This window comes from Clostridioides sp. ZZV14-6387 (genome assembly GCF_020657835.1).
In the GTDB taxonomy this organism is placed as follows: domain Bacteria; phylum Bacillota; class Clostridia; order Peptostreptococcales; family Peptostreptococcaceae; genus Clostridioides; species Clostridioides difficile_A.
The window spans coordinates 1-14,404 of record NZ_JAGWCW010000031.1 but is presented as its reverse complement, the minus strand read 5'-3'; the positions used below and the strand labels follow the sequence as shown (position 1 = coordinate 14,404).

At 25.1% G+C, this 14,404-nt stretch carries 15 protein-coding genes; 8 read left to right on the top strand and 7 right to left on the bottom strand.

Features of this window, described 5'->3' with window-relative positions:
* Positions 1 to 159: 159 nt before the first annotated feature.
* The 4 genes from KGF38_RS16480 to KGF38_RS16465 form a co-directional block, all read right to left on the bottom strand.
* The gene (locus KGF38_RS16480; protein ID WP_074178212.1) at positions 160 to 1,377 is read right to left on the bottom strand and encodes a M20 family metallo-hydrolase; all 1,218 of its coding nucleotides are present in this window, start codon (positions 1,375 to 1,377) and stop codon (positions 160 to 162) included.
* A 615-nt stretch (positions 1,378 to 1,992) separates the two neighbouring features.
* The gene (locus KGF38_RS16475; protein ID WP_054270479.1) at positions 1,993 to 2,631 is read right to left on the bottom strand and encodes an ABC-2 transporter permease; all 639 of its coding nucleotides are present in this window, start codon (positions 2,629 to 2,631) and stop codon (positions 1,993 to 1,995) included.
* Positions 2,631 to 3,494: an ABC transporter ATP-binding protein gene (locus tag KGF38_RS16470; protein ID WP_074178211.1), complete on the bottom strand. Its 864-nt coding sequence runs from the start codon at positions 3,492 to 3,494 to the stop codon at positions 2,631 to 2,633. The genes KGF38_RS16475 and KGF38_RS16470 overlap by 1 nt, the downstream gene beginning before the upstream one ends.
* Complete coding sequence (locus tag KGF38_RS16465) at positions 3,491 to 3,865, bottom strand: GntR family transcriptional regulator (RefSeq protein ID WP_021384840.1); 375 nt, start codon at positions 3,863 to 3,865, stop codon at positions 3,491 to 3,493. Before KGF38_RS16465 ends, KGF38_RS16470 begins: the two co-directional genes overlap by 4 nt.
* Positions 3,866 to 4,286: 421 nt before the next feature.
* Between KGF38_RS16465 and KGF38_RS16460 the strand changes: the two genes are divergently transcribed.
* Genes KGF38_RS16460 through clpB form a run of 3 tightly spaced genes read left to right on the top strand, consistent with a single transcriptional unit; the run spans position 4,287 to position 7,875 of the window.
* Complete coding sequence (locus tag KGF38_RS16460) at positions 4,287 to 4,631, top strand: replication/maintenance protein RepL (RefSeq protein WP_054270477.1); 345 nt, start codon at positions 4,287 to 4,289, stop codon at positions 4,629 to 4,631.
* 16 nt (positions 4,632 to 4,647) lie between these two features.
* Complete coding sequence (locus tag KGF38_RS16455) at positions 4,648 to 5,244, top strand: hypothetical protein (protein ID WP_054270476.1); 597 nt, start codon at positions 4,648 to 4,650, stop codon at positions 5,242 to 5,244.
* A 36-nt stretch (positions 5,245 to 5,280) separates the two neighbouring features.
* Positions 5,281 to 7,875, top strand: coding sequence for an ATP-dependent chaperone ClpB (gene clpB, locus KGF38_RS16450; RefSeq protein WP_074178210.1), 2,595 nt, complete (start codon positions 5,281 to 5,283; stop codon positions 7,873 to 7,875).
* A 218-nt stretch (positions 7,876 to 8,093) separates the two neighbouring features.
* On the opposite strand, the gene KGF38_RS16445 is transcribed toward clpB, so the two are convergent.
* Entirely contained in the window at positions 8,094 to 9,518 is a 1,425-nt protein-coding gene (locus KGF38_RS16445; protein WP_074178209.1) for an MFS transporter, read from the bottom strand.
* Between the two features lie 141 nt (positions 9,519 to 9,659).
* On the opposite strand from KGF38_RS16445, the gene KGF38_RS16440 reads away from it, so the two are divergent.
* The 3 genes from KGF38_RS16440 to KGF38_RS16430 all read left to right on the top strand — a co-directional run bounded on the left by KGF38_RS16440 (position 9,660) and on the right by KGF38_RS16430 (position 11,683).
* Entirely contained in the window at positions 9,660 to 10,556 is an 897-nt protein-coding gene (locus KGF38_RS16440; RefSeq protein WP_074178208.1) for an AraC family transcriptional regulator, read from the top strand.
* A gap of 139 nt (positions 10,557 to 10,695) precedes the next feature.
* On the top strand, positions 10,696 to 11,166 hold the full coding sequence (locus KGF38_RS16435; RefSeq protein WP_054270472.1) for a methylated-DNA--[protein]-cysteine S-methyltransferase: 471 nt from the start codon (positions 10,696 to 10,698) through the stop codon (positions 11,164 to 11,166).
* A gap of 376 nt (positions 11,167 to 11,542) precedes the next feature.
* On the top strand, positions 11,543 to 11,683 hold the full coding sequence (locus tag KGF38_RS16430) for a hypothetical protein (RefSeq protein ID WP_065388392.1): 141 nt from the start codon (positions 11,543 to 11,545) through the stop codon (positions 11,681 to 11,683).
* On the opposite strand, the gene KGF38_RS16425 is transcribed toward KGF38_RS16430, so the two are convergent.
* The gene (locus KGF38_RS16425; RefSeq protein WP_054270470.1) at positions 11,680 to 12,051 is read right to left on the bottom strand and encodes a helix-turn-helix domain-containing protein; all 372 of its coding nucleotides are present in this window, start codon (positions 12,049 to 12,051) and stop codon (positions 11,680 to 11,682) included. The two genes, KGF38_RS16430 and KGF38_RS16425, sit on opposite strands and share 4 nt — an antisense overlap.
* A gap of 391 nt (positions 12,052 to 12,442) precedes the next feature.
* On the opposite strand from KGF38_RS16425, the gene KGF38_RS16420 reads away from it, so the two are divergent.
* On the top strand, positions 12,443 to 12,697 hold the full coding sequence (locus KGF38_RS16420) for a hypothetical protein (RefSeq protein WP_054270469.1): 255 nt from the start codon (positions 12,443 to 12,445) through the stop codon (positions 12,695 to 12,697).
* Between the two features lie 116 nt (positions 12,698 to 12,813).
* Here the strand turns inward: KGF38_RS16420 and KGF38_RS16415 are convergent, their stop codons facing one another.
* Positions 12,814 to 13,491 carry a VanZ family protein gene (locus KGF38_RS16415; protein WP_207713509.1) on the bottom strand — a complete coding sequence of 226 codons (678 nt, stop codon included), beginning with the start codon at positions 13,489 to 13,491 and terminating at the stop codon, positions 12,814 to 12,816.
* A gap of 262 nt (positions 13,492 to 13,753) precedes the next feature.
* Between KGF38_RS16415 and KGF38_RS16410 the strand changes: the two genes are divergently transcribed.
* The gene (locus KGF38_RS16410) at positions 13,754 to 14,053 is read left to right on the top strand and encodes a hypothetical protein (protein WP_054270467.1); all 300 of its coding nucleotides are present in this window, start codon (positions 13,754 to 13,756) and stop codon (positions 14,051 to 14,053) included.
* Positions 14,054 to 14,404: the final 351 nt, after the last annotated feature.

Here is a 14,404-nt window from a genome sequence, read left to right as displayed (position 1 = left end):
ATCTCCTTAATGTACAAATTTATCTTAGGTATAAAATATCAAAACTGGTTATATAATAGTATAAAAGTCTGCTTTTATAATAGATAATATAATACAATTATATAGCATAAGGTAAGTAATGATAATATGCTTTAATTGTGTATTTTTTCTGGTATAAAATTATTTTAAATCGAGATTATCTAATATTTTTAAAAATATTTTTACAGCAATATCTAAATCATCTACAGAAACACTTTCGTCAGGATTATGACTTATTCCTCCAGCGCATCTTATAAATACCATACCAATATCAGTTATATTGTCCATTTCTTGAGCATCATGACCAGCTCCACTGTAAATATAAAAAGGATTAAGATTTAAGTCTATAAAACTTTTTTCTATAGTTTTAGTTATTTTATCAGAACATGGTACAGGAACATTTTCAAAAGAAAGTTCACTTGTATAATTAAGCTTTCTATCCTCACATATATGAGATATTTCGTTGAATATCTTTTCTACTGAACTATCAAGAACTTCTTGAGAACAAGAACGTACATCAAGGGTAAATTCAACCCTTTCAGGTACTACATTTGATGAAGATGGATAGAAATTCATCTTTCCAACAGTAGCAACTAAATTAGTAGTCATTCTAGCTATATTTTCAATGGCTAACACACATTCACAAGCACAACATCCAGCATCAAATCTCATATCCATTGGTAGTGTACCAGCATGTCCAGATTTACCATTTACTGATATCTTAAAACTTTTAAATCCTGTAATACTTGATACAATTCCAGCAGGAAGAGATTCATTTTCTAAGACAGGTCCTTGTTCAATATGAAATTCTAAATACGCATCTATATCTTTTCTAGGATGTAAATTTATTAAGTTTTTAGTATTAAATCCAAACTTTGTTACAGCTTCTTCAAGTGTAATTCCATTTTCATCAACAGATTTAAGAAGATTCTCTTTAAAAGTGCCAGCAAAAACTTTACTTCCCATTAAAGATGTTTCAAATCTAGTTCCTTCCTCTTCGGCGAAGGCAACTAGCTTAATGTTGAAAGGATAAGATTTATTCTTGTTTTTTGACTCTTCAAGTCCAATTAAAGGGACTATTATTCCTAGCATACCATCAAATATACCTCCACATTTTACACTATCTTGATGAGATGCAACTACTAATGTAGGGGCATTTGGAATATTAGATTTATATGTACCTATGACATTTCCAATATCATCAATTTCAATATCAAGATTCAAATCTTTCATCCATGAACTTATTAAATCAATAGATTTTTTATGTTCATCAGTTAATATAAGTCTTGTAAGACCATTTGTTGTTGAACTTATTTTTCCTAATGTTTGCAGATAATTCATACATTTTTGACCTAGCATGTGTACCTCCTAAATATGTATTTTTTTATTTTCAAGATTAGTAAGGTTATATTATAATAATCCTTGAAAAATAACATCCTCATCTTGCTTTTCTACTTTTTCTGTAATTTCTAATTCCGTGTTTGAATTGTCTCCTTATACAATCTTTTATTTATTTTCATTTTTTATCTAGAACAATTGAAATACTCTAGTTTAACATTATTCTAATAGTCATTTATGCTGATGTCAAATTAAGAAAATTTATTTTTAACTTTATATTATCAAGATTAAAATTTTTAAAAATAAAATAGAGCTTTAATTCTATTAATAATGATTAATAAATTTAGTAATTTTGGCATTAAGTATTAAAATAATTTAATTTACTGTGTATAAGAATTATTTTTAAACAGAGTCTTGTTTTTAGATTCAAGAATGTAATTAATAATTAAATTTATATGAACATCATGTTGAATGAATATACTGATAAAAGAGTAAAGTATTATTAAAGATAAATATTCAAAATATAATACCGAGTAGATATAAGACATAAAAATAAAATACTATCAAAACAAAATTGATAGTATTTTTAATAAAATCTTACTTAAACAGTTTAAATAAAAACCCATATAAAATATTTTATATTTCTTTTTTGCTATAAATTTTTGATGATATAAAATATGAAATTACAAATAGCAATATAGCAATAAATGGAAGAGAATATAATAGTGTATTAAATATAATTTCTAGTGAAAGAGGTGAACTAATAGTTTCTAGAATATTTTTAGAAACTAATAAAAGTAATGTTGGAACTAAAAAACATAAAATCATTAATACACGAGCTTTTTCTGTACCAAATTTATAAACAAGTGGTAAGATAAGACTACCAAAACATATTGAAATAGATAAGACTAATGCATTAATAAGTAGAGTTTCACTTAATATAAAATTATGTTTAAAATAACCAATAATGATACTAAGTATAAGTGAAACCAATACACCTACAAAGCTAAATATTAACATAGTCAAATATTTACTTAGTACAATATCATTACGCTTAATAGGCATTGTAAGTACATAACTATCCCATTTATTTAAATCATCATATGAGAATGTTGAAACAATCATTGTTGTACACAGGACTACAATAATACCCACAAGATTATTAGCATCTCCTCCTCCAAAAGAAGATATAAGCCCAAACATAATTACAAATAAAAGTAGAAATTTTATATTTCCTTTTAAATTAATTAAATCTTTTAAAATTAAGCCTTTCATTATTTATCACCTCTCACATAAAATAACATAATTTCTTCTATAGACGTATTATCAACTACAAAGTTTGGATGTTTTGCTATAAATCTATATTTATCATTAAGAAGTACTTCATATCCAAATTGGCTTTTACGATAATATGAGTAATCTTCTTTTGAAATATTATTAAAATCACTAGGTTTGCATTTTAAAATTCCCATATTATTAATTAATTCATCCTTATTTTCACTAAAGACTATTTTACCTTTATGTATAAATGTAATATAGTCTGCTATTTTATCTAAATCACTTGTAATATGTGAAGATAAAATAATAGAGTGCTCTTCATCTTGTATAAAATCTAAAAATATATCCAATATTTCTTCACGAACAATAGGGTCAAGTGAACTAGTTGCTTCATCTAGTATTAATAATTTTGGATTATGTGATAAAGCTACAGCAATACTAAGTTTCATTTTGTTACCCTTTGAAAACTCCTTAATTAGCTTATTCTCTGGAACTCTCAACTTTTTTAAATAGTCTTTGAATAATGCATGATTCCAATTTTTATAGATTTTACTCATAATTTTTGATACATTATCTAGATTTAAATTTTCATGAAAATTACTTCCTTCAAATACGACACCAATTTGTTCTTTAATTTCTTTTTCATTTTTTTTGTTATCAAGACCAAATATTTCTATATTTCCACTATCATAAGAAATTAAATTTAAAATTGCTTTTAATGTAGTAGTTTTTCCTGCACCATTTTCACCTACAAATCCCATTATGCTTCCTTTTGGTACTGAAAAAGATACATTTTGTAGACTAAAATCTTTATAAGTTTTATTTAAGTTTTTTATAGTTATTGCATCCATAATTATCATTCTCCCTTATATAATAAAAGTAAAATATCTTTTAGTTCGTCATATGTAATACCACTACTTTTAGCTGTATCAACTGCTTTTTGTAGATACTCTTCAATTAAACGAAATTGCTCTTCTTTCACAAAATCCATGTTTTTACTAGATACAAAGCTACCTTTACCAGTAACTGTCTCAATAAATCCATCACGTTCTAAATCACTATATGCTCGTTTTGTAGTAATCACGCTTATTCTAAGTTCCTTTGCCAATAGTCTCATACTTGGAAGAGCTGACCCTTCTGGTAATTCTCCACTTATAATCATACTTTTAATTTGTGTAGTAATTTGTTCATATATTGGCTTTCCACTTGAATTACTAATAACTATATTCAACAAAACACCTCCTTAAAGTGTATATATAGTATATATACATTATATAAATATATATATAATATGTCAACTGTTTTTAGAAAAAAAGGAATTTGAAATATATATATTTGAAAAAAGTATTTTATAAGATACTAGTTTTTTTTGATGTATTAAAATTTTAAAAAAAATTTATAAATATTGTTCTAAAATGTTACCAATAAATTGGAAATGCTAATTTAAAAACGTAATAAAGTTTAGCTTATAGGTAAACAAAAGTTTAGTCTAGAGCTAAACTTCTTGCATTCTTACTTTTGACATACATATTTTTTTGTAATATATTTATATTATCAATTAGAGGTAAGGAGAGTGATAAGAGATATTTAATTTAGATAAGACATTAAAAAAAGACCTAAATCAGGAATATACAGAGAGTAAAGATTTAGTTATGAATAAAAGTAAATATATGAATATTTGCTTTAAGAATTATATTAAAGTAGTAGAAGGAATGTATACTAAAAGAGATTTAATTCCATTAAAATTAATAAACTCTATGGATAAAAATAATAAGATTAGAAAAACACTACATGAATTATCTTGTGAACTTGAATATCCAAAAACTTCTTTATCTTCATTGTTTACAGAATTGAAAAAAATGGATTTTTTACAGAGAGTGAAAAATGGGGAGTATATGATAAATCCACATATAGCTTATAAAGGTAGTAGAGCTGATAAAGAAAGTTTATTAGCAGAATATAATGAGATAAAAAGACCTAGTAAGGTTAGTAAATAAGGAAGAAGGTTTTTATATGAGTTTAAAACTTGATAGAAATGTTCTACAGTGGTTTGATTATGTATTTGAGAATGAAAAAACTAGTTTAAGACACTACAATTTTGATTGTACACTAAAAGAGATTAGTCGTGCTAGTTTAAATAGAGTAGCTTTTATATTAGAAAAAAATAATTCTAGGTACTGGAAGCTTTATTTTGAAATACCAGCCGAAGTCACTTTAAAACTTAAACAAAACATTCATCCTTTATTTAGGGAGTATATATATGAACAAATATCACTGTATAACGATAATCAAATTTACAATTTTGTAAATTCAAACATATTAAAAGTGTTTAACAATATTGCTATTTATCAATATAATATTTTAGAAAATCTATATACTATTGATTTTAGAAAGAGTTTTATAGATAAATGTCAATATTTATTAATTGGTGAAAAAAGACTTATAGATGAAGATTTATACTTAAGGGCAAAATCAAAAGAAGTATTTGATTTTTTTAATTCAGATGAAACTTTTAATCTAACGTTAAGTTTTGACATGCAAAAAAATGAGAATTTACTCGATAGTCTTTTGGAGCTTAGGAAATCAATAATCATAAATGAGAGAATTTAATTTATTTGGATATAATATTAAAATGGAGGGATTTATATGGACGTAGAAAAAATGACTTTAAGAGTTCAAAAAAGTTTAAATGAGGCTTATAATGAAGCAGTAAAAAATCACAACCAACAAGTAGATGTAATTCATCTTTTCTCAGCACTTATTAACCAAGAAGATGGATTAATACCAAATATAATCGAAAAAATGAATATATCAATTGATTCTTTGAGAAATACTGTAAATTCTGAACTGGATAAGCTTCCAAAAGTATATGGAGAAGGCGCTGACTCACAAGGAGTATCAGCTACTAGAAAAATAAATGAAGTACTTATAAAGGCAGAGGGTATTTCTAAAGAATTTAAAGATTCATATATAAGTGTAGAGCATGTCATGCTTGCAATGATGGAAACAGAATCAAAATCAATTGTTGGTAAAATATTAAAACAATATAATATAAATAAAAATGACTTTTTAAATGTTTTATCACAAGTTAGAGGGAGCCAAAGAGTAGAAACACAAGACCCAGAAGGGACATATGATGCACTTGCTAGATATGGAACAAACTTAGTAGATTTAGCTAAGAAAAATAAATTAGACCCTGTAATTGGAAGAGATGAAGAAATAAGAAGAATTATAAGAATTTTATCAAGAAGAACTAAAAATAATCCTGTATTAATTGGTGAGCCAGGTGTAGGTAAGACTGCAATTGTTGAAGGATTAGCAGAGCGAATTGTAAGAGGCGATGTACCAGAAGGATTAAAAGACAAAATTGTATTTTCCCTTGATATGGGAGCATTAATTGCTGGTGCAAAGTATAGAGGTGAATTTGAAGAAAGATTAAAGGCAGTTTTAAAAGAAGTTCAAAGTTCTGATGGAAAGATTATATTATTTATAGATGAAATTCATACTATAGTTGGAGCTGGTAAAACAGAAGGTTCAATGGATGCAGGTAATCTTATTAAGCCTATGCTTGCAAGAGGTGAATTAAATTGTATTGGTGCAACTACTTTTGATGAATATAGAAAATATATAGAAAAAGATAAGGCACTTGAAAGACGTTTTCAGCCTGTAATTGCAGAAGAACCTACTGTTGAAGATACAATATCTATACTTAGAGGTTTAAAAGAAAGATTTGAGATACACCATGGAGTAAGAATACATGATAATGCTATTGTAGCAGCAGCAAAACTTTCTCATAGATATATACAAGATAGATTTTTACCAGACAAAGCAATTGATTTAATTGATGAAGCAGGAGCTATGATTCGTAGTGAAATAGATTCGTTACCAACAGAATTGGATGTTGTAAGAAGAAAGTTATTTATGCTAGAAACTGAAAGAGAAGCATTACTTAAAGAAAATGATGATAAGAGTAAATCAAGATTGGATGATATTCAAAAGGAAATAGCGGAATTAAAATCTAAAAATGATGAAATGACTGCTAAATACGAAAAAGAAAAGAGTCAAATATTAGATATTAAAAACTTAAAATCTCGATTGGATGAAGCTAAAGGTAAAGCTGAAAAATATGAGAGAGAATATGATTTCAATAAAGCAGCAGAGGTTAAGTATGGTGAAATACCTAAATTAGAAGAACAAATAAAGAACTATGAAGAAAGTATGAAAGATGGTTCTGAAAATTCACTTTTAAAGGAAGAAGTTACTGAAGAAGAAATATCTAGTATTGTATCAAAATGGACAGGTATACCAGTAACTAAACTAGTTGAAGGTGAAAGAGAAAAATTACTTAAACTAGAAGAAGAGCTTCACAAAAGGGTTATAGGGCAAGATGAAGCAGTTACAGCGGTTTCAAATGCAGTAATACGTGCAAGAGCTGGTCTAAAAGATGAAAGAAAGCCAATTGGTTCATTTATTTTCTTAGGACCTACAGGTGTTGGTAAAACTGAGCTTGCAAAAACTCTTGCTAGAAATTTATTTGATAGTGAAGATAATATAATTAGAATTGATATGTCTGAATACATGGAAAAACATGCTGTATCGAGATTAGTTGGACCTCCTCCAGGATATGTAGGATATGAGGAAGGAGGACAACTTACAGAAGCAGTTAGACGTGCTCCTTATTCTGTAATACTATTTGATGAGATAGAAAAAGCACATGAGGATGTATTTAATATGTTTTTACAAATATTGGATGATGGTAGACTTACTGATAATAAGGGTAAAACTGTGGACTTCAAAAATACTCTTATAATAATGACTTCTAATATAGGAAGCAATTATCTATTAGAAGCAGGAGGAAATATAACAGAGACTACTAACAGCTTAGTAATGAATGAAATGAAACACAGATTTAAACCTGAGTTTTTAAATAGAGTAGATGACATTATAATGTTCAAGCCTCTAGACCAAGAAAATATCAAGAAAATTATAGATATATTTATGACAGATTTAAAAAATAGATTAAAAGAAAAAGATATTACTATTGAGGTTACAGATTCAGCTAAAGATGTTATGGTGAGAGAGGGTTATGACCCTGTATATGGAGCAAGACCACTTAAGAGATATATAGGAAATACATTAGAAACTGTAATTGCAAAGAAACTTATTGCTGGAGAAGTATATGATGGATGTACTATAGTTATAGATGGAAAAGATGAAAATATTGAAGTTTTAGTTAAATAATTAAAAAAGAAGCAGGGTATAATTATGTTAAAGATTTTACCCTGTTTCTTTTTGATTTATAAACTATAATAAAATATATGTTTTGTCAAACTAATAAAAATACTTTTAAATCAATATATTAAAACTAATCTGATTCAAAGTCAGTATTTTAATAAGTTCTCCATGATATATTCATAGTTCTAAGATACTTATAACTTTAAAATAATTGTAAAAAACTATTATTCATTTTTATTATACTTAAATAAATAAAAGCCAATTAATAGTGCCCCTATTAGGCAAAGAAGTGTAATAATAATATAAACATTTCTCATTCCAAATACAAATATTTTATCATTATCAATTATATAGTCGTTAACCCTATACCCAGCCTTAATACTCATAAAATTATATAAAAGTGTTGTAGAAATGGTAATACCTATAACTTGACCTAAATTTCTTACAAGAGAATTTATACTTCCGACAACTCCCAACTTACTTTTGGGACAATTTGACATTATCAAAGCATTATTGGCAGGTTGAAACACAGATTGTCCTATTGATATTATTGATACAGAAATCACGAATAAAATAAGGATAGAACTCTCTTTTAATCTTGACATTAAGAAAAATCCAAAGCTCATAACAATAAGACCAATTAAAATAATTTTTTCTGACTTAATTTTATCTGATATATTCCCAAATATCGGTGAAAAAATGGCTAAAATCAAAGGGGATAATATCATAAATAAACCTGCTTGAATTGGGGAAAGTTTCATAGTATTTTGTAAATAAAATGGAATTAAAACACTAGATGATGCAATACAAATGAATGATGTAAGAGTACAAACTAAATTCAATGAAAATTTTAAGTTTCTAAAAATTTCAAGGTCAAGAAGTGGTTGAGGATGATTTTTTTCTAATATCAAAAATAATATAATAAAAATAATTGATAGTAATAGTGTAATTAATATATATGGATTTAGTAATCCCGTTTGTTGAGCAATAATTAGAGCACTAAAAAATAATGTTGTTCCTAAGAATTGAAGTATAGCACCAGCCTTATCCATTTTTTCTGAAGTTATTTTACTGTCTGGGAGAAATTTTGTATTTAAAAATATTACAATAATACCTATTGGAATGTTTATAAAGAATATAAAGTTCCAATTAAACATTGATAAAATAAATCCTCCTATAGATGGTCCGACCATATTGCCAATAGCAACAGCAGTAACCAAAATTCCTAGAGCTTTACCTCTACTTTCCTTTGGAAATAACTCTGTAATGATTCCATGATTGTTTGCCATGTAAGCAGAAGCACCTATTCCTTGAATAAAACGGCAAATTATAAGTAAAGTTAAAGAATTACTTAATCCACACAATAATGAAGCTGTTGTAAAAAGAATAGTGCCTGCTTGAAATATTCTAGGTTTACCAATGATATCTCCAAGTCTTCCGAAAAATAATAGTGTTGAACAAATAATAATTGAATAACTTGCTACTATCCATTCAATGGATGATAGAGAGACATTTAATTCACTTGCAAGAACAGGAAGTGCTACATTTATAATACTAGAATCTAATGTTGCCATAAAAGTCATTGCAATAACTACAAATAAAACTGTTATACTTTTTTTATTTTCACTTTCTTTAAAAAATTTTGTCATTTTTATTACCTCCTTATTATAATGACTAGTATTATTTTAATGTTTACAATAATAATTACATTTTATATAATATCGATATGAAATAATGAATACAACAACGATATTGCTTATAATTAGCACTATTTTGATAAGAGGTAAATAATGAATGATAAAAACAAATATTTTGACAGAAAAAGTCAAGAAAGTTTCATAGATATTTTTTTAAAAGAGGATATTAAAAAGGGAGAAAATTTTAAAAGACATTGGCATGAGCATCTACAAATATATTATTTTGTTGATGGTATAGCATACTTAGAATGTGGCTTGAGTAATTTTAAAGTAGTATCTGGAAATATTGCAATAGCAAATAGTAATGAATTACATTATTTAGAAAGTCTATCAGATAATCTGAAATTTTATACTATTCGTATTGAACCTAGTTTTCTTTTTAGTAATCAAGTTGATTTGTTACAAACTAAGTACTTAGCACCAATAACTCTAAATCGTATTGTATTTAAGAATTTAATTCAAAATGATTCTTTTATTTTAAAATATATTAAAGATATACTTGATGAATATGACAATAAAGAAATTGGATATGAGTTATCTATAAAAGCTAATATTTATCAATTTATAGTATTTTTGTTAAGAAATCATGTTGACAAAATCTTTTCTGAAGAAGAATTTATAGAAAGAAAATATTCTTTAGAAAAATTTGAAAGTGTATTTGATTTGATAGAAGAAAAATACATGGATAAAATCACATTAAAAGAACTTGCTGACAATATGAATTTGAGCACACATCATTTTTGTAGAACATTCAAACAAATAACTGGTAAGACTACAACTGATTATATAAATGGAGTAAGACTTGATAAGGCTATATATTATTTAAAACAAACAGATTTAAATATGACAGAAATTGCTATGAGATGTGGTTTTGATAGTATAAATTATTTTAGTCGTTTATTTAAAAAGAATTATGATATATCTCCAACTAAATATAGACATGAACATAGAGATGCTTGCAGTATTCTCTTAAAAAATAATAACGAATAACTTATAAATATACTTTATAGAAAGTATAGTATTTCAAGTTTTTGAGTTTTTATAAAGATTGATAAAATATATGATATAAAAGAGTAAAATTATTAATAAAATTAAAGTTATAAATGAATATGAAAGGATATTGTACCTAATGAAAAATATTTTTTATTATGAAACTAAAATTGGTAAAATAGGAATAGCAGAAAAAAATAGTTGTATTACAAATCTGTTTTTTGACACATCTAGCTTAGATTCTAAAGAATATTTAGTCAAAGAAACCAAAATTATAATAGAAGCAAATAAACAACTAAAAGAATATTTAGATGGAAATAGAAAAGAGTTTGATTTACCTTTAGAGTTGTCTGGAAGTGAGTTTATGAGAAAAGTTTGGAATGAACTTTGTAAAATTCCATATGGAGAAACAATGACTTATATAGAACTAGCAAACATAATTAATAATCCTAAAGCATACAGAGCAGTAGGGATGGCAAATAGCAAAAATCCTATTTCTATCTTTATACCTTGTCATAGACTAATAGGTTCTAATGGCAGTTTAAGAGGTTATCTAGGAGGAATAAAGGTAAAGGAATATTTGTTGAAACTTGAAAAAGATAATAAATAATACATGCAAAGTAAAAGTTTAAAGACAATGACTATTAGAGAAAAGTTAAATTCTATCTAAAAAACTACAATAAGTTAAATGAATATAAAAATTTTATATATTTATAAAAAGTTTTATAATAAAAATTATCTTAAAAAATATATAAAAATGTAAAAAATATACAAGATTCTACAATAATAGATTTTTTTGTTATTATTACGAGTTTTTTATTGCATCTGTAGAATAAAAGTATTATTATATAGTTAAGATAATTATCTAGGAAAATTTTGGATGATTATAACATATTTTATAAAATATAAATACATAAACTTTATTAAAAAATTGTTGGAATTTCTGACTAACATTAAGAACGTAAGTTTGCTGGGGGATGGTGTATGTGGAAAAATCAAATACTACTGTTACAAGAAAAGAAAAAATTGAAGATACAGGAATGAAATTAGATTATTTATTGAGTGAAGATATTACTTTTTATGAATTATTACTTGAGGTTTTGAATAAAGAAAAAGAAGAGAATTAATTCTCTTCTTTGAGAAATCTTTTTAGATAAGCATTATCAATCATTTTTTCTATAGCTTCTCTATCTTCTTTTTCAAGTGAATATATTTTTTCTAATAGTTTTTTTGTTTTTTCACTGACTGATAAGTTTTCTATGATTAATTTATCTTCTTTACTCATCTTTGTACTTTCATTTACACCCAGTAAATAATCAGTGGATGTTTTCAGTTCTTTTGCCAATCTTACTATAATTTCACTTTTAGGTTCTCGTAAATTATTTTCATAACGTGATAAACTCGCCTCAGTTATACCGACTTTAGTAGCAAGTTCTTTTTGATTTATATCCAATTCTTTTCGTAAATTTGCTATTCTATCTCCTAAACTTTCCATATGTACATCACTCCTTACCGAAATTATAAGTTATTTTTATAAAAAGTAAAATAAAATTACCAAAAATATAAAAAAAAAAGATTAAAATAATAAAATATATTGAAAATTACCATTTGTATATGTATAATATGAATTATACAAATGGTAATTGATAAAGAGGTGATATTCTGAAAATAGAACATAAATAAGTAATAAATATATACTATCTAGATACATTTTATTTAAATATAAATAAATATTTTAACAATGAAATTACCAAATGTATAAAACGATGCTATAGTATAAATAGTTTGATGTTTCAATAAATTTAAATGTTTAAATATACTAGAAATAAATTATATGATATTGTTTCTTATAAATTAAAATAAGTTGAGTAGATGGAGGAATTAATGTGATAATAATTAGAAGTCAAGATAAAACTGATTTAATGCAAGTTAATCAAATTAAAATAAATGATAGTCGAATTTATGTAGTATTTGAAAACCTTAATACTAAAAAAATAGGAACTTATGAAAGCAATGCAAGAGCTATACAAGTGTTGGATAATATACAAAGTTTTATTGAGAATGGAACAAAATATGATTATATAACATCTAACAAAGTTAGATATAATATTAATAAAATATTTCAGATGCCAATTAAATAGTGAATGTGTATTTTATGTTTAAGAATGAAAGCCTTCTTTCCTTATATAGAATATAGAAAAGAAGGCTTTACATCTTTATGAATATTGAAATATTTTTGTTTTTTTATTTAGATTATTCAATAGTATATTAAGGACCAATTAAATAACAAGAATTCTCCTAAAACAGTCAATATTAAATATATGATAGCTTCATTTTTATAAAGAGGGGTAGTTTTTTTATTTATTTCATCATCGATTGTAATAGCAATTTCATCTTGAATGATATTTTTACATATCGGTGCTAAAATAGTATTTTTCTTCATCAAATTAAATAACTTATTTACACATATCCATATTAAATATCCTAAAATAGCTCCTAATGTATTCATCATTAAATCGTCAATATCTGTAGTTCTAAGATTAAATAATTGACAAAATTCAATTGATAATGAGAAACCTAATCCAGTTATTGACACATTAATAATATTTCTAAATTCCTTCCAAATTAAAGGAAGTAAAAATCCTAAAGGCATAAACATAATTATATTTAAAATATATGTTAAAGCACCAACTGAGCTAAATGGTATTAGATTTATTTCATTAAATCTAATAATTTCTCTATACCTTCCTATATGCCAGATGCTACCAATACCAGCTTTACTAAGTGCTAAGTAAATATATAGTAAAAAAATATATACCCATACTAAATGTATTACTACATTCTTTTCACATTTCAAGTTTTTTCTTTTGATAACAATTATTTGATATATCAAGCATGGTAGTATAGCGCAAAGAAATGAATAAAGTATCCACATAATTGTATTTTATCTCCTTTCAAAATTTATGTTTTAGCTATATAACTACTATATTTATATTAAGCTTTAAGTTTTAAAAATCTTTTAATAAAATCTTACAAATTTATTAATTTATAAAAATATCTTATTAATCTTAATAAAGCATAGAAAACCAAAGTTCCTATACTTATATATGGATGTTTAAAAAATTTTATCATATGCATAAATATTATAAATATATGGAAATAATAATAGTATATTTTGGTAAAATAGGAGGGATTCTATGAAATGGATTAAATGGTATAGTATTACATGTATATGTATTTTTATATTTGTAGCTTTTTGGATGCTAATATTTCCTAGTGAAGTAAAATCGATTGACACTTCATCTGCATATAATTTTGTTGAAAAAAAGGTTCCAAAAAGTGCAGTATATCAAGGATATAAGCAGAACCCAATCAATGGTACTACTACAATTTATTATAATTATAATGATTCAACACATATAGTTAAATTGTCACATCCAGAAGATTATTCAAGAGAGATTAATTGGAATAAAGTTTCAAATATTAGATTTGATTAATAAAAAAGTATCTAAAAAATACAAATACTAAAGAGTTTAAATATGCAAAACAAAAAGATTTTTTAGAGTGCATATATTTAATATACTTAAAGTAATTCAGTCAATCAAAATGATTGGCTGTTTTCTTTATATGATAAAAGAAGTATAAATCTAATTGGATAACATGATTGTCAGTTTCTTATACTAGAAAAATAAAAATTGTCATCAAAACACATAAAAGCGAAAGTATATATATTCATAGCTTGTAAACAATTGAATTTACTAGATTCTAATAAAACAGAAAATACTGATATTTATCTATTAAGATTATTTATTCTGTTTCATAGAATAAATAATCTTACTCTATGATTT

Coding starts and splice junctions, on each gene's coding strand:
- KGF38_RS16480 (WP_074178212.1), bottom strand. CDS start 1,377: ATGCTAGGTCAAAAATGTATGAATTATCTGCAAACATTAGGAAAAATA.
- KGF38_RS16475 (WP_054270479.1), bottom strand. CDS start 2,631: ATGAAAGGCTTAATTTTAAAAGATTTAATTAATTTAAAAGGAAATATA.
- KGF38_RS16470 (WP_074178211.1), bottom strand. CDS start 3,494: ATGATAATTATGGATGCAATAACTATAAAAAACTTAAATAAAACTTAT.
- KGF38_RS16460 (WP_054270477.1), top strand. CDS start 4,287: ATGAATAAAAGTAAATATATGAATATTTGCTTTAAGAATTATATTAAA.
- KGF38_RS16455 (WP_054270476.1), top strand. CDS start 4,648: ATGAGTTTAAAACTTGATAGAAATGTTCTACAGTGGTTTGATTATGTA.
- clpB (WP_074178210.1), top strand. CDS start 5,281: ATGGACGTAGAAAAAATGACTTTAAGAGTTCAAAAAAGTTTAAATGAG.
- KGF38_RS16445 (WP_074178209.1), bottom strand. CDS start 9,518: ATGACAAAATTTTTTAAAGAAAGTGAAAATAAAAAAAGTATAACAGTT.
- KGF38_RS16440 (WP_074178208.1), top strand. CDS start 9,660: ATGAATGATAAAAACAAATATTTTGACAGAAAAAGTCAAGAAAGTTTC.
- KGF38_RS16435 (WP_054270472.1), top strand. CDS start 10,696: ATGAAAAATATTTTTTATTATGAAACTAAAATTGGTAAAATAGGAATA.
- KGF38_RS16425 (WP_054270470.1), bottom strand. CDS start 12,051: ATGGAAAGTTTAGGAGATAGAATAGCAAATTTACGAAAAGAATTGGAT.
- KGF38_RS16415 (WP_207713509.1), bottom strand. CDS start 13,491: ATGTGGATACTTTATTCATTTCTTTGCGCTATACTACCATGCTTGATA.
- KGF38_RS16410 (WP_054270467.1), top strand. CDS start 13,754: ATGAAATGGATTAAATGGTATAGTATTACATGTATATGTATTTTTATA.